The organism is Poriferisphaera corsica, from assembly GCF_007747445.1.
In the GTDB taxonomy this organism is placed as follows: Bacteria; Planctomycetota; Phycisphaerae; order Phycisphaerales; family Phycisphaeraceae; genus Poriferisphaera; species Poriferisphaera corsica.
In genome coordinates, this window is sequence record NZ_CP036425.1 from 2,005,595 (window position 1) to 2,027,351 (window position 21,757).

A 21,757-nucleotide genomic window follows, 5' to 3' on the forward strand; every position below is an offset into this window, starting at 1 on the left:
TTTCCGACGTTGCAATGAAATCCAATTATTTTTTGGATTCAAGAACGGAATTAACTTTATAGTTGGCAACGAAGCTGATGGGGATTGAGGTTTCAGCGACAGCGTCGTTATTTTCGTCTGTAATGCGGATTTTAAGGCGGAATTTACCGACGCCGATGCGTGCGGGTAGAGTGAATTTCATGGCGGTGTAGAAGTCGCGGCGTGGATTGCGGCAGACGTCTTTGATGCGTTTGGCTTCGTGTTTCCAGACCTGATAGCCGTTGGAGTCGTAGAGGGAGATTTCCTGCTTGAGATTGGCCTCGTATTGATCATTAGGGGTTTGATTGATTTTGTAGTTATCGAGTTCGCAGTAGAGAGCGAGGCGGTTATCTTTGCCTGCGAGGAATGTGGTTGATTCGAATGGTTTGTATACGCCGTAGCTGAGGACGGAGTAGATGAGTTTGGCTGTGGTGATATTGAGTGGCTGGTTGCCAAACAATGAGTTGAGCTGAAGGTCAATTTTCGCGCGATCGAGTTTATATTTTGAATCGGCAGCTTGGGAATAGAGGGCCAGGAGCATGGCGTGATAGCGTTCGACCATGCGCTTTTGGTTCGGGGAGAGTTTTGTTGTGATTGACCAATCCATCTCCTGATTTTGATCAAGGAGGGAAAGCGATGCTGCGAGCATTGCTTTCTGCAGGGCTGGTGAATTTTCTTCTCGGCTGCGGCGGATGAGTTCAGAGAGGATTTCTTGTTGTTCGAGGCCTGCGAGTGGGTTTTTAAGGTCAACTGAGATAGCAACAGGCGGTGTTGTGGGCTCTTCAACTATGGGGGCTTGGTTTGCTTGCTGGGGTGATGGATTAGGTTGAGATGGTTTTATATTAGTGGTGAGTGGGGGAGCGGGTTGTGTGGGCATGGGCTGTTCGGCGAGTTGCGGCTGAGCTTTGAGTTGCTCGACAAAACTAGAAATTTCTTTGAGTTTGTCGATCTCGGATTGGGAGAGTGAGTTCTGTTTCTTGCTTGAATATGGCGCAGTACAAGCGGGAAGGAAGAGAGTGATGATGAGCAGCGCGGCCAAAATGTTTACGGATGTGTGGCGAAAAGGTCGCAACATGATGCCTCCTGCAAAAGGCTGATGATGGTCAGCGTGGCTCGTCCGTGAGCTTGAAAGCGACGTTTAAGTCATCATTGAAAACGATTGGTTTCAATTACTTAAATGAATAAGGAGCATGATAGCTGAAGATCCAGCCCCGCGTCTATCTTTTACAGAAGTCCACAAAAGGAAAATGTGTGAGCAAGATGCGTAGAAGAGAAATGGGTGTTTAGAGGGCACCGAGCTTGAAGGTAAAAGTTTCGAGGTTGCTGAGAGCATTGCCAAGGCCAGACTTTGAGCGTTTGTCCATTTGAACGGCGTTGTCGAAGACAGTCGCGATCGCACCGGGCTTTGAGCCGAGGATGGAGAGTGCGCGGAAAAATTTTTGTTGGCGAGGACCCCAGAGTTTGAGTTGTTTGGCGATGGTGGCATCGGGGATTTTAGCGAGCTTCATGGAACGCGCATTGGCGAATTTTCGCATCAGATCAGCAACGAAATACATGACCAGAACATCAGGCTTCCCTGAGAGATCGATGAGTTCGTGGAGCATTTCGATGGATTTGCCAGGGGTATTGTTGACGATCCCGTCGAGGATCGCTTCCTGAATGGCCCAAGCTTCTTCGTCAGAACCTTTTTGGGTCGTTTGTTCAACGAGTTGGGCGGTGATGGGTTGGTCGGGGGATGAGGTCATGAGTGAGAGTTTGCCGAGCTCTGTGTCGAGCATGAGCAGGTCTGGGCCGAGACGCTCAACGAGGAGTTGAGCGGCGGGGCGATCGATTTCGGTTTTGTACTGTTTTTTGCAGTGTTTCACGGCCCATTGGATGGCTTGGGCTTGGGTGGCCGGTTCGCATTTGATAATGGCGCCGATTGGGGTAATTTTCTTATCGAGATTACCTCGGTGCCATGTATTGGCGCGGAGAATGAGGGTGGCGTGATCAACGGGAGCGTCGGCGTAGCGTTCGAGTGCGTCGCGGTGAGATTTTACGAATTGATCTGCATCCTCGACGATGACGATTTTGTAGGTCATCATGAGCGAATAGGCGCGAAGTTCGTCGAAAACGTCAGCGAGTGTGGCAGTGCGGGAATCGAAGTTGAATGTCTCAACTTCACCATGTTGCTTGGCAAGGGCATTGCGGAGAGTGGTGAGGTGCTCGCGCTTTTGCATCTCATCAGGGCCATGTAGGACGAGTATGCGCGTTGAAGCGTCAACAGTTGCGGCGGGTTTGGATGTAGCTTTTTTCTTTGCCATGCTTGGGTCAGTTTACAAGAAAATTATGGAATGATAAGCCAGGTGGCGAGGCCGAAGATGAGCGCGAAGCCGCAAACGTCGGTGATGGTAGTGAGAATTGGCCCGGAAGCCATGGCGGGGTCCATTTTGAGACCTTTGAGTACGAGTGGAACCGTGCCACCGATGATGACGGCAATGATGCAATTGAAGAAGAATGCGAGTGCCACGACGAGGCCAAGCATTGGTGCGATATTGGGTTGGCCTTGTAGTGGGCCAAGGTCAAAGCTGCCGACACCCCACGCGAGTAAGCCGATCAGTATTCCAAGGATCAAGCCATTGATGATGCCGACCGCAGCTTCCTTGATAACAGTTCGCCAGATGTCGGTTGGGCGGACAAGGCCGAGTGCTAACTCGCGCATAGAGACGGCAACAGCTTGGTTGCCTGAGCAGCCGCACATGTCGGAGATCATGGGCATGAAAACAACGAGTGCGACGATCTGTGAAATCGTATTTTGGTAATAGATTAAAACACCAGCAGCGATGAGGTTGAGGAAAATGTTTGGGCCAAGAAAAGCGAGGCGGCGAGCGGCGCGCGGGAATGTGGGCATGGTACGCATTTCGTCGCCAGCGATGATGCCGCCGAGTCGGAGGAGTTGGCGTTCAGAACGGTCGCCAAGTGCTTCTTCCATGTCGGCGCGCTTTAGGACGCCGACCATTTTGTTTTGCTCGTCGAGTACGGGAACGGCGTTAAAAAAGATGGCGTCGAAGAAGTCTTCGAGGAAGTCGAGGTGGTCGTTGACGTGAACAAATTTTGGGGAGGACATCATGATGTCTTTGACTTTGACTTCGGGGCGACACATGACCATGTCACGCATGCGAACAACGCCAAGGAGTTCTTCCTGCGGGTTCACGACATAGAGGTATTGGACGTCGTATTCGTGATATTCTTCTGCATTTTGACGGATATTGTCGGCCATATCGCCGACGGTGGTGTCGCCGAGGAAGGTGAGGAATTCGGTGACCATGAGGCCGCCAGCGGTATCGCTGTCGTATTTGGATAGAAGCCTGACATCTTCGGCTTCCTCAGGCTCCATTTTTTCAATAATGGCTTCGGCGTCATCGTCGTCGAGTTCGCCGATGATGTCGGCCTGTTCGTCGGACGGTAGTTCGTCGATAATATCGGCTGCGTCATCGGGGTGGAGTTCCTCGATAATGTCGGCGGCTTGTTGGTGAGAGAGTTCTTCGACGATCCAGGCGGCGGCGTCGGCGGGGAGCCGAGTGAGGAGGCTTTTCTGATCCTCTTCATCAAGTAGCGAGATGGTACGGGCCATTTCGCCGGAGGGGATTTCGTAGACGAAAGATTCGAGTTTGTGGTTATCCGAGGTCGAAAGAATCGCTTCGAGCTGTTCGATAGGCTCGAGTTTAGGATCTGTGATGGATGGCTTTGATTGCTCTGGCATAGCTGGCATTCCCGAACAGAGTCAAATCGATAGTTGGGAGAATCGGCTATAGGGTCGTTTCAGCAAATGAAGTTTGTTGAATAACGACACGATTGACCGCACTGAAATTCCCCTTGTGGGCCCTGCCCTTGTTGGCTTAGATCATCGGGGATAGCGTGATCTAGCCGATTCTAGATGGTATACCAGACTTATGTGCTGCGATGTGTGCTTGCCAATGGTTGAGCTGTTTCAGATGAGTCAATTCAAAGTGCAGCGGAGTGATGGTGGTGTATCGTTGGAAGATCGCATCAACATCAGTGTCGGGGTCGATTCGGCTGAATTCCATAGCATTATGTACGGCGTATGTTTCGTGGCCATCGGGATCTGAGTCAGATTTATAGCGAGTGATCATGGGGGCGTGAGAAATGGGAACGGCTTTAATGCCGACAGGAGGATCGCCGGAGTCGAGTATTGGGATGTTGATGTTGATGACCGAGTGAGCGTCGCGAGGGCCGTCGATGACGAGTTTGATGGCTTCACGAGCATGTATTGCGGCTTGTTCCCAGCGGATGTTATCAAAGTCACCGATATGCAGTGAGACTGCAATCGCGGGTATGCCTTCGAATGCAGCTTCGCGTGCGGCGGCAACTGTCCCTGAGTAGATGACGTTGATGCCGATGTTGGCGCCGGCGTTCATGCCTGAGATGACAAGATCAATGGGTTTGTCTGAGATGGCTTCGACGGCGAGTTTGACGCAGTCAGCGGGGCGGCCGTGAACGGCGTAGCCAGTGAAGTCAGGGTAGGTTTTGTGTTCGACGGGGACAGGCTTGTGGAATGTGACAGCGTGGCTCGTGGCAGATTGCACGGTGGCAGGAGCCACAACGAGGATATCGCCAAGGTCTTTGATGGCGTTGTAGAGCGCGATCAGACCTGGTGCTTCGATGCCATCGTCATTGGTGAGCAGAATCCGCATGATTTGATTGTATCACTCCTCATGCAAACACGCTCTAGTGAATGGATTTTTCACAATCGGGGCATAGAAATTGAAATCTATGACTATTGTTTGCGTGGTTTATTGGGGGGCTGAGGTTGATTGTCGGATGACAAGTTCTGAGCGTAGCGTTTGATTTTGGAGTTGGAGGGTTTCGCCACGGAGGTATTCGACGAGTAGAGAGAGGGCGGCGTGGCCGGTCTCGATGAGTGGCTGCTTCATGGTGGTGAGGGGGGGGAGGAGATACATTGCGCTGCGTGGGTCGTCGACCCCGATGACGGAGATTTTCTCAGGGACTGAGAGGTGGAGCTTGTTCGCTACCTCATAGGCGTTGAGTGCGAAGTAGAAGCCGGAGGCGAAAATCGCTGTGGGGCGGTTACTTGAGGCGAACATTGTGCTGAGCTGCGTTTTTTCTGTTTGGCTGAGGATATTGCTTTGCGAGAGAAGGATGTGGTCGCCGGATGTACCAAGGCCGAGTTTTTTACAAGTTTGAATGTAGCCGGCGTGGCGGTCATAGTTGTCAGAGAGGATGAGAGGTCCGCCGACATAGGCGATTTTTCGGTGGCCAAGTTGGTAGAGGTGCTCGACTGCTTGCCTGCCGAGATCAACGTTGTCGACGCCGACGGAGGCGATGTTTTTCATTTCGGTGTTAGCCGCGAGAACAATGCCGGGTGCCTCTTTGGGGAGTCGAGAGTTGAAGTAAGCGACTTCATTTTGCATTGGGTTGATATGGATGTAAGCGTGGCATGGGTTGGACATGTCGGATTCGTAATGAAGTAATGCGACTTCGACACGGTGGTTATTGGCGGCTTGACGCATGCCTTCGAGAAGTTGGCCGTGATAGTGGTCACCAATCATGGCTTGCGAGCGGATGACAACACCTATACGAAGGAGTTGCTTGAGTTGTCGTTCACGTTCATTTTGATCGACGATGAATGTGCCGAGGCCTTGGCGGCGGTCGAGGATACCGGCGCTGACGAGTTCTTGTAAAGCGCGGTGAACCGTAACAACGGAGACTTCAAGAAGGCGAGAAAGCTCCTGAGTGCTGTTGATACGTTCGCCAGGTTTGAAGTGAGCAGACTCGATTGCGGCAAGAACCGTGTCTTTGACGTATTGGTGAAGAGGTTGATCCCTGCGGGGTACTAAATCTTTGAGTGATTGACCGTTCATGCGCGTGTTAATTCCCAGCTAATAATAGCGAACCCACTGAAGTCTTTGCCATATGTTTCATATTAGCAAAGGGTTAAAAGCCTTGCGGTCTGATGTTTAAGTCAATAAAGACAGCACGACTGGGCGTATTTTATACCTTTTCTGGGGGTAATTTGCGAATGATTCATGTCAAAGTTAGCGAAGTTATTTCAGAAAAGTCTGGAAAAACGAGATGATTTCAGAAGCAGTTTCATTAAACAGTGGCAAATAAAAAGCCCGGTTTAACCAGGCTAGGGTATATACTTATTTTGGCGATAAGGCTTTAGAGTGAGCCTTTAGTGCTGGGGATTTGGTCTCCGGTCACCGCAATGGCTTGGCGTAGAGCGCGGCCAAAGGCTTTGAAAACGGCCTCGGAGATATGGTGGTTATTCTCACCCCAAGGGACTTCAATGTGGAGATTCATTTTGGCGTTATTGACGACGGCATTGAAAAACTCTTTGACGAGTTGTACGTCGAACGTGCCGATTTTGCCATGACCTTTGAAATCAACGTGGAAGACAAACGCAGGGCGGCCTGAAAGGTCGAGAGCAACACGGGCAAGAGATTCATCCATGCAGACATCAGAGGAACCGTAGCGTTCGATACCCCTTTTATCACCGAGTGCTTTGTCGATGGCTTGACCGAGGACGATTCCGACATCTTCGACGGTGTGATGGTCATCGACGTGAAGATCACCTTTTGCGGTAATGCTGAGGGCAATTTGGCCATGGCGGGCGATGTGATCGAGCATATGGTCAAAGAAACCGACACCTGTATTCATTTCGTAGCCGGAGTCGTCGAGATCAAGGTCGAGCTTGATCTCGGTCTCGTTTGTTTTTCGTTCAATTAGTGCGGTGCGGTTGCTCATTTGAGTTCTTTCATTGCTTGGAGGAGAGTGTCGTTTTGCTCTGGCGTGCCGATTGAGATGCGGATCTTATCACGCATATTGGCCATGCTGAAGTGCCGAATGTATATGTGCTGTTCGGCAAGCTGCCGGTAGATTGCCTCCGCCTGCGGTGCATCTTTGGGTGGGATGGCGAGCAGGAAGTTGGTTTGACTGGGGAATACGTGGTAACCCATGCCAATGAGTTTATTTTCGACACGTGACCGCTCTGATTTTACTAAATCCCATGTTTTTGCGACATCATCGTGTGCCAAAATGGCTGCGGTCGCGAGTTTTTGAGAGATAAAATCGGTGTTATAGCTGTCTTTGGCCTTATTTAGTGTGTCAATGATGCTGGCAGGGGCGATGCCATATCCGAAACGGAGGCCGGCGAGTGAGTAGCCTTTGCTGAATGTTCGTGAGATAAGGACGTTGTTGAGGCCAGAGTTTTCACGAACGAGGTCGAGCGCATTGAAATCGGCAAAATCGGCATAGGCTTCGTCAATAATGAGGATGCCGTTGAAAGCTGTGGCGATCATTTTGAGTTGATCGATTTCATACACACGGCCTGATGGGGCGTGGGGATTTACGATCATGGCTAATGTACAGCCTGCTCGATTCCACTGCTCCGCCAAATCAGTAGGCATCTGATATTGGTCATCGAGGTCGATAGAGACAATTAGGGCGTCATGAATGTCCGCGAGAACGTTATAGAGCGAGTAGGTGGGGTCAGTGAGTCCAAGAGCGCCTTTTTTCTTTGAATCGCTATTAGGCTCACAGTAGCAGGTGATCGCGAGGCGTAGTAGTTCGTCGCTGCCATTTGTTGCGATGACCTGATCGGGTTGGACGCTATGGACTTTTGCGGTTGCTTCTCGGAACTCAATCGCGGTGGCTGGGGGGTATTTCCGCAGATGCTCGCCCTGAATGGACGACAATGCATCCATAATGCTCTTTACGGGCGGATATGGGTTTTCGTTGGTGTTGAGCTTGATGATATCCGCGGCCTTAGGCTGCTCACCCGGCGTGTATGCACTCAAGCGTCTGATATTATCTCGTTCATAACTCATGGCTACCCAGTTTCCCACTACACGCTCAGCTGGTCAACACGACAGATTTGAGGTGTAGGGCTCTTAACACTTTACCCACGCAAAACTTCATTTAAACTGTCATTAATGATACATCACCAATTGCCCAATATTTCTGCCGTGACTGATCGCCTAAAGCGATCAAAAATAGCGTTTATTATGATGCTGTTGGCCTTCAGTATGGCCTATGTGTCACCTTTACGGGCTCAAGATCCGGCATACGATTCGGGAGTTTTACTACTACGAGCGGCCACACGGGCGTCTCGAACAGGACAGCATCACATGCTGCTCCAGTCAATTCGACATCTGAAAGACCCGGAATTACAACCCATCTATCAATCTCTGGTCGCGTCATCCAATCCCACGCTCAATATTCACGGCGTCTTAGCTCTGGGGGAAATAGATCCCGCGGGCCATGTGGATATCAATACGATTGCTGAGATGACGGATACGATCGTTCAAGGCCAGATTATTACAAATGCGCTGGATTCAGATTTACTCAATGATGAGCAGTTGGCGCAATTGCTGAATTGGCCTGGACTGGATATTGGCGTAAAGCTGTTGATCATGACGCGGAAGCTGAATCTAATCGATGAACAGGCAATTAACGATCTAAAAGGTGCGTTGGAATCCAAGAAGCTAGGTCGAAGATCCTTAGCGGGATACATTCTGAATGAAATAAACCAACCTGATGGGAAGCAATATCTTAATGATCTAGATCTCACAGATGATTCTGAGCGTGATGCCATCAGGCAGCAACTACTTGGGATTACACTTCGTAATCAGTACCCTGCATATGCTCCCTGGGCTTTGAAAATTGCTAAGGATGCGGATGTACCAATCAAGCTACGTAACACAGCGATTATTGCAGCTCTTAGATTTAAATTGCCAGAGGCTGAGCAGGCTTGGTTTGATTTATATGAAGGCACCGAAAAATTTTCAGTCAAACTCCGCTTGTCTTATAGTGCCCTATCGGTTTCGCCTTTCATCGGGCCTGCAATCTTTGAGCACTTAAGCAAATCTGATATTTCGCTCATTAAGCAGATTGGTATGACGGGGAAAGCCGTATCTTTGCAATCCGATGATATCGCTGACCAAGTGATTGCCTTGATTGAGACGCAACACAATTTAGCGATCAATTGGGCGCAAAGATATGCTCGCGAATACGCTTCGCCAGATAATGCGAATATGATTTTGCTCGGCATTATTCTGTCATATGAAAAAGCGAATGAGAAAAATCGAGAACAACGATTGCTTGATTCTGTAGCTGCATCACAGTCGTTATATGACAAAGATCCTGAGTTAGCGAAGAGTGTATTGACCGAAATTGCTAACGATCCCAAAACACATTTCAGGCTGACTCAAGCAATCATGCTGGGATTAGTTCGATCTCGAAACCCTGGCATTTCTTCACTTGTGCAGCAGATCAGTTCATATAAATCAGCTGAAGCAGAGTCATTAGCCTTGTTAATCAAGGCGAGAGAAAGTCAGCCGCTTGATCGCAAGCAGCTTGAAGAACTGGGGCTTATTGTTCGAGGTGGGAGCGAGTTACGAGAGTCACTGCGTATACAGGCAGCCTGGCTCTATTTGAAATATACTCAGCAAACTCAAAAGGCAATTGCTGCGGTTCTTGCACGCTGAGATGCCTATGATTCTTAGTTTTACCTTTCCCTGTGTTCTCACAAGAATTTGGATCAAACCATGAGCGAAATCCCCTTAAGTCAACCTGATATTACCGACAAGGAAATTAACGCGGTTGTTGACACATTACGATCAGGTCGTCTCTCCATCGGGCCACGTCGTGATCTGTTTGAACAAATGGTTGCTGAGCGATGCAAGCGTCATGAAGGGATTGCCGTCTCATCAGGTACCGGCGGTTTGCATATGCTCATGGTTGCCCTTGGCATCGGGCCTGGCGATGAAGTGATCACGACGCCATTTTCATTTATCGCTTCCGCAAATTGCATATTGATGGTCGGTGCGAAGCCCGTTTTTGTCGATATTGATCCATCCTCACTTAATATTGATCCTTCGAAGATTGAGCAGGCAATCACACCAAAAACAAAAGCGATTATCGCTGTGCCAGTTTTTGGTAACACACGGCATATGGATCGCATCGAGCAAATCGCTCAAGTTCATGAGATCACACTCATTGAAGATGCTTGTGAAGCCTTGGGTGGTATGTGCGCGAATCGACCCGCTGGCAGTTTTGGCCGCGCCTCCGTATTCGGCTTCTATCCCAATAAACAGATCACCACCGGCGAAGGTGGAATGATCGTGACCAATGATTCGCATCTCGCCAATGTATGCCGGTCACTTAGAAATCAAGGACGTGCAGAAGGCGCACCTGCTCCAGCAGCGATGTCATCTGTACCCGGCGATAATTGCGGTTCATGGCTTGCTCACGATCGTCTTGGATACAACTACAGGTTGTCGGAAATCGCATGTGCCTTAGGTTGTGCTCAGATGGAGAGGTTGGATGAAATTCTCGAAAAACGCCGTGTTGTTGCTTCACGTTATATGCAAAAATTGATGGATTGGGACGATCTGATTTTGCCGAATGTAGCGCCAGGTACAGAAGAAACCACGTCATGGTTTGTATTCGTGATCAGATTGTCTAACCAGTACAACGGTACAGAACGTGATCGCGTCATCTCAGGCATGCGCCGCCATGAAGTGGGTGTATCAAACTATTTCCCATGCATCCATCTTCAGCCATTCTACCGCCAAAGTTTTGGCTACAAACAAGGTGATTTCCCAATTTCAGAATCGATTAGCCAGCGAACGATCGCTTTGCCATTCCATAGTAATCTTGACGAAACGCAAATTGAACTTGTCTGCCACACTTTGAAAGTCATGTTGCAGAGAGAGCAACTACTCAAACGATAACCAAAATTCCACCGGGGTTATAATGAATCAGCACACAACAGGTACTTCGAATCAAACCGAAGATTTTGATCCTTATGATTTAGCAACAGATACAACACATCTCTACACTCGCCGAGACATCAATGCCATCCCGATAGCGCCTGGTACTAAAATAAATACGACGACCAAAGCCAAATATTGTCTTGATTGCAGCTATGATTTGCGCGGCACCAAATCGAGGCAATGTCCAGAGTGCGGACGGACGTTCAATCCAAGTGATTTTAATACATTTGCTTTAACATCTGGTGATGCACGTAAGCTACGACAACAAGGCCTTTGGTCTTGGCTGACCCCTTTGATTGTTACCGTATTGCCATTGATATGCTACATTGGTCTTTACAGCGCCGCATTAGTCGCTAAACCGGGGACAGCTATACACGATGTGATGATGATTATTGCAATTACGCTCATCGTAATCAGTCCAGTATGGTATGTTGCCACTTTCATCACCATCATGCGTTGTTTTGCTCATCATTACAATACATTAAGTAAACTATGCATTATGATGCCAATCGCATGTTTGGTGTCAATCCCGATATTGCTGATCGGCAGATTTAGCTCTTACAGTTTTGTATTCGTCTTGATTTGTATCGTTTTTTATTTCATAGGCGTGATGTTCTATGAAAGTCACTCAGATGCATGGACATCGTAGTACGTAAGGCTAATCATAGCTCGTGCTGTAGTCTTTTGATGTTGATCATAAATCGCTTTATCAGTACATCCGAGTTCTCACGTTTGACTGCTTTGCTTTCTCTCAGTGATTGTTGCTCTTTAATCAGTTCTTTCATGAGGTAATTCTTTAAGAGCGTGGAGAATCGAGATGAGCGGCTGGGATTATACGATCTCAAAGTATCACTCAAGCACGCGCTTGCACACAAAAGTAATCTAACAATCAACCAAAGGGGAGCTTCCTGGTAATCAGGTAGATGCAGTTTTACGGTAGAGCCGATATAGGACTGGAAATACCGCATTAATAAGCTGTGAATTTGTATACCTTCATGTAAATACTGGTCAAACTCCTTTAGCTCATAAGCCCTTGGATTATTGGCATCAATCTGACTTCTAACATGATTGGCTTTGAATTTTACATAGTTATATCGAACGAATAGAGATCGTATAATCTGGTCAGATATTCTGGGTTGTTCTAAAAAAACAAGCAAATCATTCGGCAAGCTGGGCCAATCAAGTCTTGTCACTTTTCCCTGATTCAACTGTGATACGATTTCTTCAATAGACTGGCGACGAATTACCGTCTCTGCATCATCGCGATCGAACACATTGAGCATTAAATAATCGATATTGATATCAGAGATGAGACGATATTTTACTTCATTGATGATTCGGTAGATCGTACTCAGAGAACGGTTATAGCGATTCGCAATTTTCTGAGTTTTTATCCCCCACACATGCATTCGCATAATACGCTGTTTTTCTTTTGCTTTTATCCCCTTGTCCTTCGTGATAAAAACAGCATTCTTTTCAGCTTTGTCATCATGTTTTCGAATGATCTGGCGAACTGTCTCATTGGCCAAGTCTAGTTCGCGGCTAACATGCACTGCGATCCGATTAAATGATAAATCAGGATTTGATAAACGATGTGATTTGGCAAGCTCAATGACTTGCATGTGAATTTGCTCATCATGACGCTGGAAATGTGCAGCATGGTGAATTCTATTTTTATTTTGTTTCTGGAAATTTTCAATCGCTTTTTCGGTAAAGACGATTTGCCTTTTTTTACCTTTAGTGAGTCTTACCTGTCGCCACCGTAAGCCCTCTTTTCGCCATCGCATTACGGTTTTTGTGCTGACATTAAAACGGTCAGCCAAATCACTAATTAGTACGACAGGCTTCGTGTCCTCATTCCCATCCAATTCAAGTGATCGAGTAATTGCATCAATCATTAAGCGTAAATCAGGTTTGATTGCTTCACCAATTAGCAATACCTCATCGTCATGGCCAACTCGGCTATCTGTTAATCGATAAACTACAAAATCAAGTGGATAATATTGTTCATCAACAATCTGATCGTGCAGTTTCTCCGCACGTTGATACTGCAATTTGCGTTGCTTGGCAGGTGCATAAAGCAATTGGCGATTTAGCGTTTCTAATTCTCTGCAAAGAAACCCTTTGTTGCCAGATGCCGCGATACGCTGTCTACGCGGATGTCCGATATTATCTTTTGCGTTTTTCGCTTTCGCCATACCCGTTTCCGCTATCCATCATGTCGCTACTTGGCGCTAAAAGCGTTCGCCCGCATAGATCGTCATTTTCTTAAGCTCAGTAATTAAACCTAATTCGTGTGCATACTCCGCAAACATTTTTATCCCCTCTAGTTCTTTTTGGCCAATTGGATATTTCAAGATTTCTCCTAAGTATCTTTCAGCCCAATCCATAGGCCAACCATGTGGTTCAGCATATTTTTCAGCAAGTTCCTTGATACGTCCGCTATTTTTGATCTGGATCTCAGACAAGATCAAGGGCAATTGGCCAAGCGATTTATTCTTCTTAGTCATCCACAAAGCAAAGACAAATGGCTTGCCCGTCATCTCCCACCATGCCTGCCCAAGATCTAGTTGGTGTTTATAAGCGCATCCGCATGGCGCATCATTGACCACCTTGTCTCCAATCAGCAGCATGGCCTCAGGATCAATAGCATCTTTCCCATCTGCCTTCCGGTCTTTCGCAATATAACTAACTAGCTTGGGTTTGATATGAAACGTTTTTTGTAGAATTACTTTAAGCAGCGCAACACTCGTGTGGCTTTCCGTGTCCGCATACACTTCCGTAATCTCTGGAATGGGGACACGACTAAACAGCCTTACTGTCAGTGTTTGCCCAGCACATCCAATCCCACTACTAGGCACCATGACCAGATCCTCCTGCGAGCGGAAATAGTCAATCACCGGGCATAGAGCAATATCCACCTTATCTTCTTCTAATTCCTCAATCAGGTCAGCAGGAACACGATATGAAACTCCTACCCCCGTAATATCCTCTAGCCCTTCGATCAGCGGCTTAGAATTGAGATAACTCACGCAACCCACGCGACATATCTGTGCACTCATTTCCTCTTTCGTCGCCCCGACTGTCTGCAAATTAGGCTCAGTCATGATATCCTCTGTATACTTTGGGAGTCCTTTGCAGCTCCTATTGACTGCTGCTGACACCCAGCATAACACGAACCCTTCCTGCACGTAAGGGCATCACAGAATCAACCGATCATGAACACAAAAGATGAAAATCCCACCGCTCAGATACTTGTAGTCGATGATGAAGTCGGACATGCGGAAGTCATGGCTGAAGGCCTACGCCGTCTTGGTCACGTCTGCACCATTGTCCATGACCTTCCTTCAGCCAAAGATGAACTCAGTCACGGCCAGTTCGATCTCATCGTCACCGATCTCTCAATGGATGGTGAAAAAGATGGCCTTGACGTTCTAGCAGAAGCGCGCAAAACCCAAAACAACGCTGAAACCATCATGGTCACAGCTCACGGTGATGTGCCTACCGCGAAAGCTGCGATCAAAGGCGGCGCCTTTGACTTTATCGAGAAACCCATCGATTTAGATGTTCTTCGCACTTTGTGTTCAAATGCCATTAATACAGTTTTCCTTCGTGACGAGAATACCTCACTTCGTCAACGCATTGACGAACACTACGGCTTCGAAGGCATCATCGGCCACTCCCCTGCCATCCGTAACCTGATCCAAACCATGCGTCAGGTCGCGCCGTCCAACATCCCTGTTCTCATTACCGGCGAATCAGGCACAGGTAAGGAACTCGTAGCTCAAGCGCTTCACAACAACTCCAAACGCGCAAAAAAACAATTCGTTCCTCTCAACTGTGCAGGCCTCTCCGAATCCATCCTCGAAGACGAACTCTTCGGCCACGTTCGCGGTGCATTTACCGGTGCCGATCGTGAACGCGAAGGCCGTTTCGAGTACGCCAACAACGGCACACTTTTCCTCGATGAAGTCGGCGACATGCCACTTCCAATGCAAGCCAAACTTCTTCGTGTGCTTGAGTCCGGCGAAGTCGTCCGTCTCGGTTCAAACAAAGTCCTGCATGTCGATGTCCGTCTCATATCTGCAACCAACCGCGATCTCACGAATAAGGTTAAAGAGGGTACATTCCGAGAAGATCTTTACTTCCGCATCAAAGGCGTTGAACTTCACCTCCCCTCACTGCGTGAACGCCGTGAAGACATTCCGCTTCTTGTGAGTCACTATGCGAATCAGTTCGCACAGCAACTCGAAAAACCAGCACCCGAGATCGCAGAAGATCTCAATATGATGCTTATGCAATTCGATTGGCCCGGCAACGTTCGTCAACTCATCAATGTGGTCCAGAATATGGTCATCATAAACACCGAAAACCGTCTTGATCCTCAGCACCTTCCACAAGAAATCAAGCAAGCACTCGGCTCGGATTCATCCTCAGATACCACATCATCCATCATTAACGATTCAGCCGGCCTTCGACTCGATCAGATCGAAAAACAAGCGATCCGCAATGCACTGCGCATTAACGCAGGCAACCGCGAACAAGCCGCAAAAATGCTCGGCATCGGTGAACGCACCCTCTACCGTAAACTCAAAGAATACGGTTTGAAATAACGATACCATTTTTACAAATATTCAGAAAGATATTATGGGGCAATCAACTGAAGTGGATAGATCAGGTATTTATTTTACCTCATCAGGTAAAGCGGCGTTTACATCACTTATAGTCATATTTGGTTTGGGATACGTGGGTATTATTTCCAAAGGTGAATATGATGAGTTGTTTAAAATGACATTATCCGTCGGAATGGTTTTTGCAATATTACTTGTTCCATTATTTTTAGCTGGTAAGGTTTTTGGCAGCAACAAAGTATTTAACAAAACTTTTGCATCACTTACTGCAATACTCTGGATTATTTTTGGAATTTTAGTAATTGTAACACTCTTTACTCGGGTTTATGACCGAGATTATATTAATCTAGAGATCCAAAGTTTTTTAAGTAAAGAAGAAGAACTTCATAGTGTTGTATCTAATTTGCATTTCAAAAACTATGATGAGCAAAAAGTAACTATGCACATGGATACATTGCATAATTTACAGCGTAAAAAATACAAATTGATAATGCAACAAACAAATAGCTTCGATGAACTATCGAAAGTTGTATTCTATGATTTGCGCAATGAAGTTAAGATTTTTACTTCTCAAATAGACCCGATTGGTAAAAGTCTGTATCCCAACAAAAACTCAGGACTATTTGATCATTGTAATACACAAGAGAAATTACAAGTAGTCATTGATAGAATTACAATGATTGACCATCTTAATACCACTTCTATTAATTTGATTGAAAATTACCAAAAAGATTTTGAAGTACGTTTGTTGGATCTCGGGCTATCACAAAATGAAGTTGATTATCAAAAAACCAATTTATTCGATGAGCAGATGAATAGTGCGCTCGATCTAGTAACTGGTCTTTTAGAGCTTGATCATAAAATTACAATGGAGCTATTGAGTCTAGCTAGAAAATTGAATCTAGATTGGAAAAAATGGCGGTATGATAACAGTTCGAATATATTAATATTCGATGATAAATTATTACAAATGATTTATATTGGATCATTAAGGCAAGTTGATTCATTTCATCGTGATAAAGATGACTTGCAGTTAATTTACGACAAAGAAAACGGAAGCTAAATTTTCATAGATACCTTGGATGATCGAGGTAAATTCAGCTATATATTCTTTATAACACCATGGCATACGGAAATGTTATGAAAATCAGAATCGGACACGGCTTCGACCTGCATCGCCTCGAACCCGGCCACAAACTTATCGTTGGCGGCGAGCACCTCGAACACGACCGTGGTTGCGACGCACATTCCGACGGCGACGTTGTCTATCACGCCGTCACAGATGCCATCCTTGGTGCTCTTGCTCAGCAAGACATCGGCCAGCTTTTCCCTGATAACGATCCAAAGTGGAAAGGTGCTGATTCATATATCTTTGTCGAGGAAGCCGTGAAACGCATGCAGCAAGCTGGCTATGCAATCGGCAATATGGATATCACCATCATCCTGCAACGCCCAAAGCTTTCGCCCCATAAAGATGAAATTCGAAATAACCTTGCAAAGCTTCTTCAATGCAATCTTGATCAGGTTAACATCAAAGGCAAAACTCATGAAAAGGTCGATTCTCTCGGTGAAAACCGGTCAATCGCTTGCCATGTTGTGACGACATTGATTGCATCCTAATTTCCCATCAAATCAGAATAATAAAAGGCTTGCTGAATCATCAGCAAGCCTTTGTTTTTTACGATCTAACGCTTAATTACTCGACAATCGTCATCCCCGCCAATATCCAACCCACCTGTTTCGAGCTTGGAGCAAACTTTATGGACTTCACTTTTTTGCTCGGCATTTCATTCACCCAGCTTGAGATAAACAGCACCATACGGCCGCCCTCACCTCCTTTACCCATCCACCCCGCATTCAGCGTCGTTGATGTCTTACCAGCGATCAAACCACTTGTGTTTACATCCGACATCAATGGATAAACCACTTCATTGCCATCCTCGAACACAACTGTCATCTTCGCGATCTCTGTGCCAGGCATCACATTCGATGCGCCAGCATTCAAGAGTGCAATTTCCTTCGCTGCGACACCACCAAGATCAAACGTTACGTCTTCATAAGCTTTAGCAGAGGTTGCTGAACTATTACCGATCATCAGTAATTTCTTGCCGCGCATATCAAACGAGTAGCCTTTCATGTTTACCACATCGTCCGGCAACACACTCAGATTATAACCCGTACCCGCCATCGGCCAGGTCGCACGCGAGACATTACCAACTTGACTCATGTCAATCAGTTTACCACCTTTGACCTCAACAGCTTTCGGTGCATACAACTGATTAAACACATCGCCTTGCGTGTAAGGCAACTCAGAAGGCTTCTCCTTACGATTGCCCCACGCATACTCAGCGGTTAGCACATGACCCGCAAATTGATTGAATGCAGCTTTGATTGTCGCTTCATTCGGGAAGAAGCCGCACCACATGGTCTGCAATTGCCCCAGATTGCCAGCAGCTTTCACATCCATCGCCATCTGATAAATATTTGCGGGTGTCGCCCACACGCAACCAACAGTATCAGCACCAGTTTCTTTGAAGATCCACTGACTCTGATACTTTTTAGCCGCCGCATAATGCCAATCGCCAATGATCACATTCTCAGGCAAATTCTCCCGGCAATAATCTGCTTCCTCTTGCGATTCTGCATTCGTAGCATCCGGACTTTCACCTTTAAACAGCATCATGTCACTCCACACCATCGAACGAATACCACGCTCTTTAAGATATGAAGCACTCTTATTCATGAAATCCATGAATAGTTCAGCAACCTTGTCATCACTTGAATATTGCGGACATGCAGGATTCGGGAATATGCCCGCAGCATCAACCTCATCATGCCCGATGTGCATGATCTTAGGTTGGAACATTTCAATCGCTTCATCGAAAATCGAGAAGACAACTTCAAATGTTTTCGGATTCTTTGTACAGACCGCATACTTTGCATCCCAGTCTTCACAAATATCTTTGTTCTGATCATTATTGAACAGCCATCCACAATGCCCCGGCACATTGACCAACGGCATCGGCTCAAGAAAATTCTCTCTTGCTAACGCAACCAATTCGCGTACCTGAGCTTTTTCCATTGAGTCCGGATACGCCATCGCAGGATTTGTATCCCACTTTATTTTGTCGATTTCGATCACAACCACATTCATTTTTAGCGGTGCAAATACGCGCTCAATTAATTTGCGATCCATCTCATAACCAGATTTTGCCGGGAAGAAAAGCGCTCCTCTAAACTTCATGTCTGGCCAGTCAGTTACTTCAATTGCAGGCAACTCCAAGCCTTGTTCATCAATACGAAGTAACTGCTTCAAACTCTGCAAGCCAAAGAACGCGCCACGCATCGTCGAAGATACGATCTTCACTTCATCGCTTGTCGCTTGAAGCATGTAGCCTTCTTCGTTTTGATACCAACGGCTACTCGTTTGGCCTGCAATCGCTGTTTTTCCTAGTTTTTTGCCAGACAAGCGAATCACGACACTGTCATCAGCACTCTTAACCCACTGTGTTTCTGATAGCTCAATTCCATCAAACATCGCAATGGTGCGAGCAACCGCACGATCCAAACGCTCATCACCTTCAGGACGCTGTATGGCGCAGAATACTTGATCACCCAAAATGACCGTCCCATGACCTTGTTTCATTTTCTTAGGCTTAGGCACGATCAACTCACCAGTTTTCGCATACCCTTTCACCGCTTCCGATTGAACGCCGTCTAACTTTCCACTGTACGATTTGCGTTCAGTAGTTTGTTTGTGAGCATCAAGCGTTAGACGCATCGACCATTTCAGATTCTTCGCATCCTTCATTCCTGCCGGCTCAACGTTGTAGCCACCCCAGAACAAAGGCATTACTTTCGACCAGCCTGATGTATAGTTTCTTGCGTCAAAAAATAGCACGCGTTGCGGCGCATCAAAATCAATGGTTAATTCGCCAAGTGTACTGTCGAATACATATTTTTTGGCACCATTAACCAAGTCAGATTCCCACATCCCGCTTTTCGTAGGATATACATCGACTTTGCCTTTGAATGAAGACCCATCTTTTTTCTTGCCCCGATACTTCTTGCCACCGATCAGGTTCGCATTGAAATACCCCATGTTAAACTCAGCTTGGCAAGCCTGATTTGTTGTCAACTTGCCAGAAAATGTAATCTCAACGGTTCTCGCATCCACCACAGTCATGGTGTACTCCGCGGTGAACGCATCAGATTTCCCAACAGCTTTCACAACCTGTTTACCGTTCGAGTCTAATCGCTCGATAGTTGTTTTATGGGCACCTTCGCCGTAAAGCGTTCCCAACCAGCCCGGCTTAACGACATACAACGATGACTTCCAAATCACCGGCACCCCGTCATACGAAACCGACAACCCCGATTTCTGATTGAAATCGATCGCCCAACCTTCTCCCTCAGCCGCAACCGCTTGGCTCATGACATTAAAAAAGCACGCCATTGCCAATATCGGCAATATGACATGCGACCAGACGACTCGTCTCTCTAAATTCATCAGTTATCTCCAGCGCGTTCAGCGCAATGCATAAAGCACCTTCTCGGATGCTGCAGGGAACAAACAATCCAAGGAACCCACTGGTTAATAACGATTTAACTAGTTTTTCACCCCTCCGTCAACCCGATAGTCAGCTCGCACTCACTTGAGACAATTCTTTTGCTGGCATCCCCACAACACGAGCGCTCTCTCGTACATCCGTTGTGACCACTGCCCCCGCACCAATTGTCGCATACGCCCCAATCTTGACTCGTGGTAATACCCTGCTGCCAAGCCCTACCATTGCGCATGTTCCTACACTCACGCCACCGCCCATCACACATCCCGGCCCTACATGCGCGTATTCATTCACTTGGCAATGATGCTCTACCACAGCTCCGCTATTGATCACCACGCCATCTCTTAAAAATGCACAGCTATTGATGATCGAGCCCGCTCCTACAAATACGCCCTGCCCCATACCAACGCTCTCGCTCACCATCGCACTTGGATGGACCACATTGGCAAGATGCCGCCCCGAAGCAACCAAATCACTCGTGATCCGTCTTCTCGCCAGATTGTCTCCCACCGCCACAATAATCGCTGCTCCCACAACCCGCTCATCATTCAGCTGAAATAGCGGCAAACTCATCTCATCACCCAGCTTTGCTTCATCATCCACAAAACCCAAAACCTGAAACCCCGCCAACTTTGCCGCCTCTGCGATCACATGGCCATGTCCACCAGCACCATAAATCAGCAGCGCCCCCTGACCCTTTTCTTTAATCTGATCTGTCATCGCTTCATTCCTCGTTCTACGTGATCCTTTTCATACCAACTCTCAGCCAATTATCGGCTCATCCCACACACGCTCATCATAACCCTCTCCTAAACATAACCACCATCCCGCATCCCAATCCCTTTATATCCCCCAAATCCTACAACCCACACCTTACCTGCAAGAATCATTCATCCACATCCATCCATTGCCGCGATATCATGTATTGTCGCAATCATACTTCCAGTTTTTCACGGACCGCATCCATGACCTATCTCACACGCGCCCAAGTACGTTCTGTTGATCAGCTCGCCATCTCCCAACTAGGCATCCCTTCCATCGTCCTGATGGAAAATGCCGGCCGCAATGCCGCCAATATCATCCGCAAACTCATACTCCCTGAGCATGACATTACCCCATCTGATGCCCAGATTGCCATCATTTGCGGCTCTGGCAACAACGCTGGAGACGGTTACACCATCGCTCGCCATCTCCACAACAACCAACTCAATTTAACCCTCTACGCAGTAAAACCGATCAAAAAGCTCACCGGCGACGCCCTGACCAATGCCAAAATATGCCAAAAAATGGACATTCCCATCATCCCTATTCAATCCAAACCCCAGATTGAAGCCGCTCGGCCAACCTTCGCCCATGCTCATATTGTCATCGATGCCATCCTCGGCACCGGTTTCACTGGCTCCGTCCGATCTCCAATCGACACGCTCATTAACACCATCAACTCTCTACAGCACCCCACCATTATCGCCATCGATACCCCTTCAGGCCTTGAAATCGATGCCGGGGCCCCCTCAAACGCCACCATTACCGCTCATCACACCATCACCTTCGTGGCACCAAAAATCGGCTTTAAACAACCCTCCGCCACCCCTTTTCTTGGTCATCTACACGTCGCGCCCATCGGCGTGCCACCGCAACTCGTTGCGTATATTCTGCAATCCACCACCATCCCCCCAAACGCCGCCTCTTAACCCCCCAAACTTGACGACCCTTCCTCCTTCTGCCAAAATACCCCGCTCAC

General features: G+C 47.4%; 18 protein-coding genes. 7 read left to right on the top strand and 11 right to left on the bottom strand.

Features of this window, described 5'->3' with window-relative positions; genetic code table 11:
• Positions 1-25: 25 nt before the first annotated feature.
• From KS4_RS08140 to hisC, 7 genes are all read right to left on the bottom strand, one after another.
• Positions 26-1,093 (bottom strand): hypothetical protein, encoded by a 1,068-nt coding sequence (locus KS4_RS08140; RefSeq protein WP_145076882.1) that lies wholly within the window; start codon positions 1,091-1,093, stop codon positions 26-28.
• Positions 1,094-1,301: 208 nt separating this feature from the next.
• Positions 1,302-2,321 (bottom strand): DNA polymerase III subunit delta, encoded by a 1,020-nt coding sequence (gene holA, locus KS4_RS08145; RefSeq protein ID WP_145076884.1) that lies wholly within the window; start codon positions 2,319-2,321, stop codon positions 1,302-1,304.
• Positions 2,322-2,344: 23 nt separating this feature from the next.
• Positions 2,345-3,760, bottom strand: coding sequence for a magnesium transporter (mgtE, locus tag KS4_RS08150; RefSeq protein ID WP_200761707.1), 1,416 nt, complete (start codon positions 3,758-3,760; stop codon positions 2,345-2,347).
• 160 nt (positions 3,761-3,920) lie between these two features.
• The gene (surE, locus tag KS4_RS08155) at positions 3,921-4,712 is read right to left on the bottom strand and encodes a 5'/3'-nucleotidase SurE (protein WP_145076888.1); all 792 of its coding nucleotides are present in this window, start codon (positions 4,710-4,712) and stop codon (positions 3,921-3,923) included.
• 99 nt (positions 4,713-4,811) lie between these two features.
• On the bottom strand, positions 4,812-5,900 hold the full coding sequence (locus KS4_RS08160; protein ID WP_145076890.1) for a LacI family DNA-binding transcriptional regulator: 1,089 nt from the start codon (positions 5,898-5,900) through the stop codon (positions 4,812-4,814).
• A 301-nt stretch (positions 5,901-6,201) separates the two neighbouring features.
• Positions 6,202-6,786: an imidazoleglycerol-phosphate dehydratase HisB gene (hisB, locus tag KS4_RS08165; protein ID WP_145076892.1), complete on the bottom strand. Its 585-nt coding sequence runs from the start codon at positions 6,784-6,786 to the stop codon at positions 6,202-6,204.
• Positions 6,783-7,868, bottom strand: coding sequence for a histidinol-phosphate transaminase (gene hisC, locus KS4_RS08170; RefSeq protein ID WP_145076895.1), 1,086 nt, complete (start codon positions 7,866-7,868; stop codon positions 6,783-6,785). Before hisC ends, hisB begins: the two co-directional genes overlap by 4 nt.
• Before the next feature lie 300 nt (positions 7,869-8,168).
• On the opposite strand from hisC, the gene KS4_RS08175 reads away from it, so the two are divergent.
• Genes KS4_RS08175 through KS4_RS08185 form a run of 3 tightly spaced genes read left to right on the top strand, consistent with a single transcriptional unit; the run spans position 8,169 to position 11,466 of the window.
• Complete coding sequence (locus KS4_RS08175; protein ID WP_145076897.1) at positions 8,169-9,527, top strand: hypothetical protein; 1,359 nt, start codon at positions 8,169-8,171, stop codon at positions 9,525-9,527.
• Positions 9,528-9,587: 60 nt separating this feature from the next.
• Positions 9,588-10,775 (top strand): DegT/DnrJ/EryC1/StrS family aminotransferase, encoded by a 1,188-nt coding sequence (locus KS4_RS08180; protein ID WP_145076899.1) that lies wholly within the window; start codon positions 9,588-9,590, stop codon positions 10,773-10,775.
• 22 nt (positions 10,776-10,797) lie between these two features.
• On the top strand, positions 10,798-11,466 hold the full coding sequence (locus KS4_RS08185) for a hypothetical protein (protein WP_145076901.1): 669 nt from the start codon (positions 10,798-10,800) through the stop codon (positions 11,464-11,466).
• A gap of 13 nt (positions 11,467-11,479) precedes the next feature.
• Here the strand turns inward: KS4_RS08185 and KS4_RS08190 are convergent, their stop codons facing one another.
• Together KS4_RS08190 and KS4_RS08195 are read right to left on the bottom strand one after the other, a co-directional pair.
• Positions 11,480-13,015, bottom strand: a complete 1,536-nt coding sequence (locus tag KS4_RS08190; protein ID WP_145076903.1) for a hypothetical protein — start codon at positions 13,013-13,015, stop codon at positions 11,480-11,482.
• A gap of 36 nt (positions 13,016-13,051) precedes the next feature.
• Complete coding sequence (locus tag KS4_RS08195; RefSeq protein WP_145076905.1) at positions 13,052-13,924, bottom strand: menaquinone biosynthetic enzyme MqnA/MqnD family protein; 873 nt, start codon at positions 13,922-13,924, stop codon at positions 13,052-13,054.
• A 111-nt stretch (positions 13,925-14,035) separates the two neighbouring features.
• On the opposite strand from KS4_RS08195, the gene KS4_RS08200 reads away from it, so the two are divergent.
• The 3 genes from KS4_RS08200 to ispF all read left to right on the top strand — a co-directional run bounded on the left by KS4_RS08200 (position 14,036) and on the right by ispF (position 17,068).
• Complete coding sequence (locus KS4_RS08200) at positions 14,036-15,430, top strand: sigma-54-dependent transcriptional regulator (protein WP_145076907.1); 1,395 nt, start codon at positions 14,036-14,038, stop codon at positions 15,428-15,430.
• Positions 15,431-15,464: 34 nt separating this feature from the next.
• Positions 15,465-16,511 carry a hypothetical protein gene (locus KS4_RS08205; RefSeq protein ID WP_145076909.1) on the top strand — a complete coding sequence of 349 codons (1,047 nt, stop codon included), beginning with the start codon at positions 15,465-15,467 and terminating at the stop codon, positions 16,509-16,511.
• 77 nt (positions 16,512-16,588) lie between these two features.
• Positions 16,589-17,068 (top strand): 2-C-methyl-D-erythritol 2,4-cyclodiphosphate synthase, encoded by a 480-nt coding sequence (gene ispF, locus KS4_RS08210; protein ID WP_234698870.1) that lies wholly within the window; start codon positions 16,589-16,591, stop codon positions 17,066-17,068.
• 76 nt (positions 17,069-17,144) lie between these two features.
• Here the strand turns inward: ispF and KS4_RS08215 are convergent, their stop codons facing one another.
• Positions 17,145-19,958 carry a family 20 glycosylhydrolase gene (locus tag KS4_RS08215; protein WP_145076911.1) on the bottom strand — a complete coding sequence of 938 codons (2,814 nt, stop codon included), beginning with the start codon at positions 19,956-19,958 and terminating at the stop codon, positions 17,145-17,147.
• 130 nt (positions 19,959-20,088) lie between these two features.
• Complete coding sequence (locus KS4_RS08220) at positions 20,089-20,736, bottom strand: acetyltransferase (RefSeq protein WP_145076913.1); 648 nt, start codon at positions 20,734-20,736, stop codon at positions 20,089-20,091.
• A 245-nt stretch (positions 20,737-20,981) separates the two neighbouring features.
• Between KS4_RS08220 and KS4_RS08225 the strand changes: the two genes are divergently transcribed.
• A complete protein-coding gene (locus KS4_RS08225) occupies positions 20,982-21,707 on the top strand; it encodes an NAD(P)H-hydrate epimerase (protein ID WP_200761709.1) in 726 nt (241 codons plus the stop codon).
• Positions 21,708-21,757 lie beyond the last annotated feature (50 nt).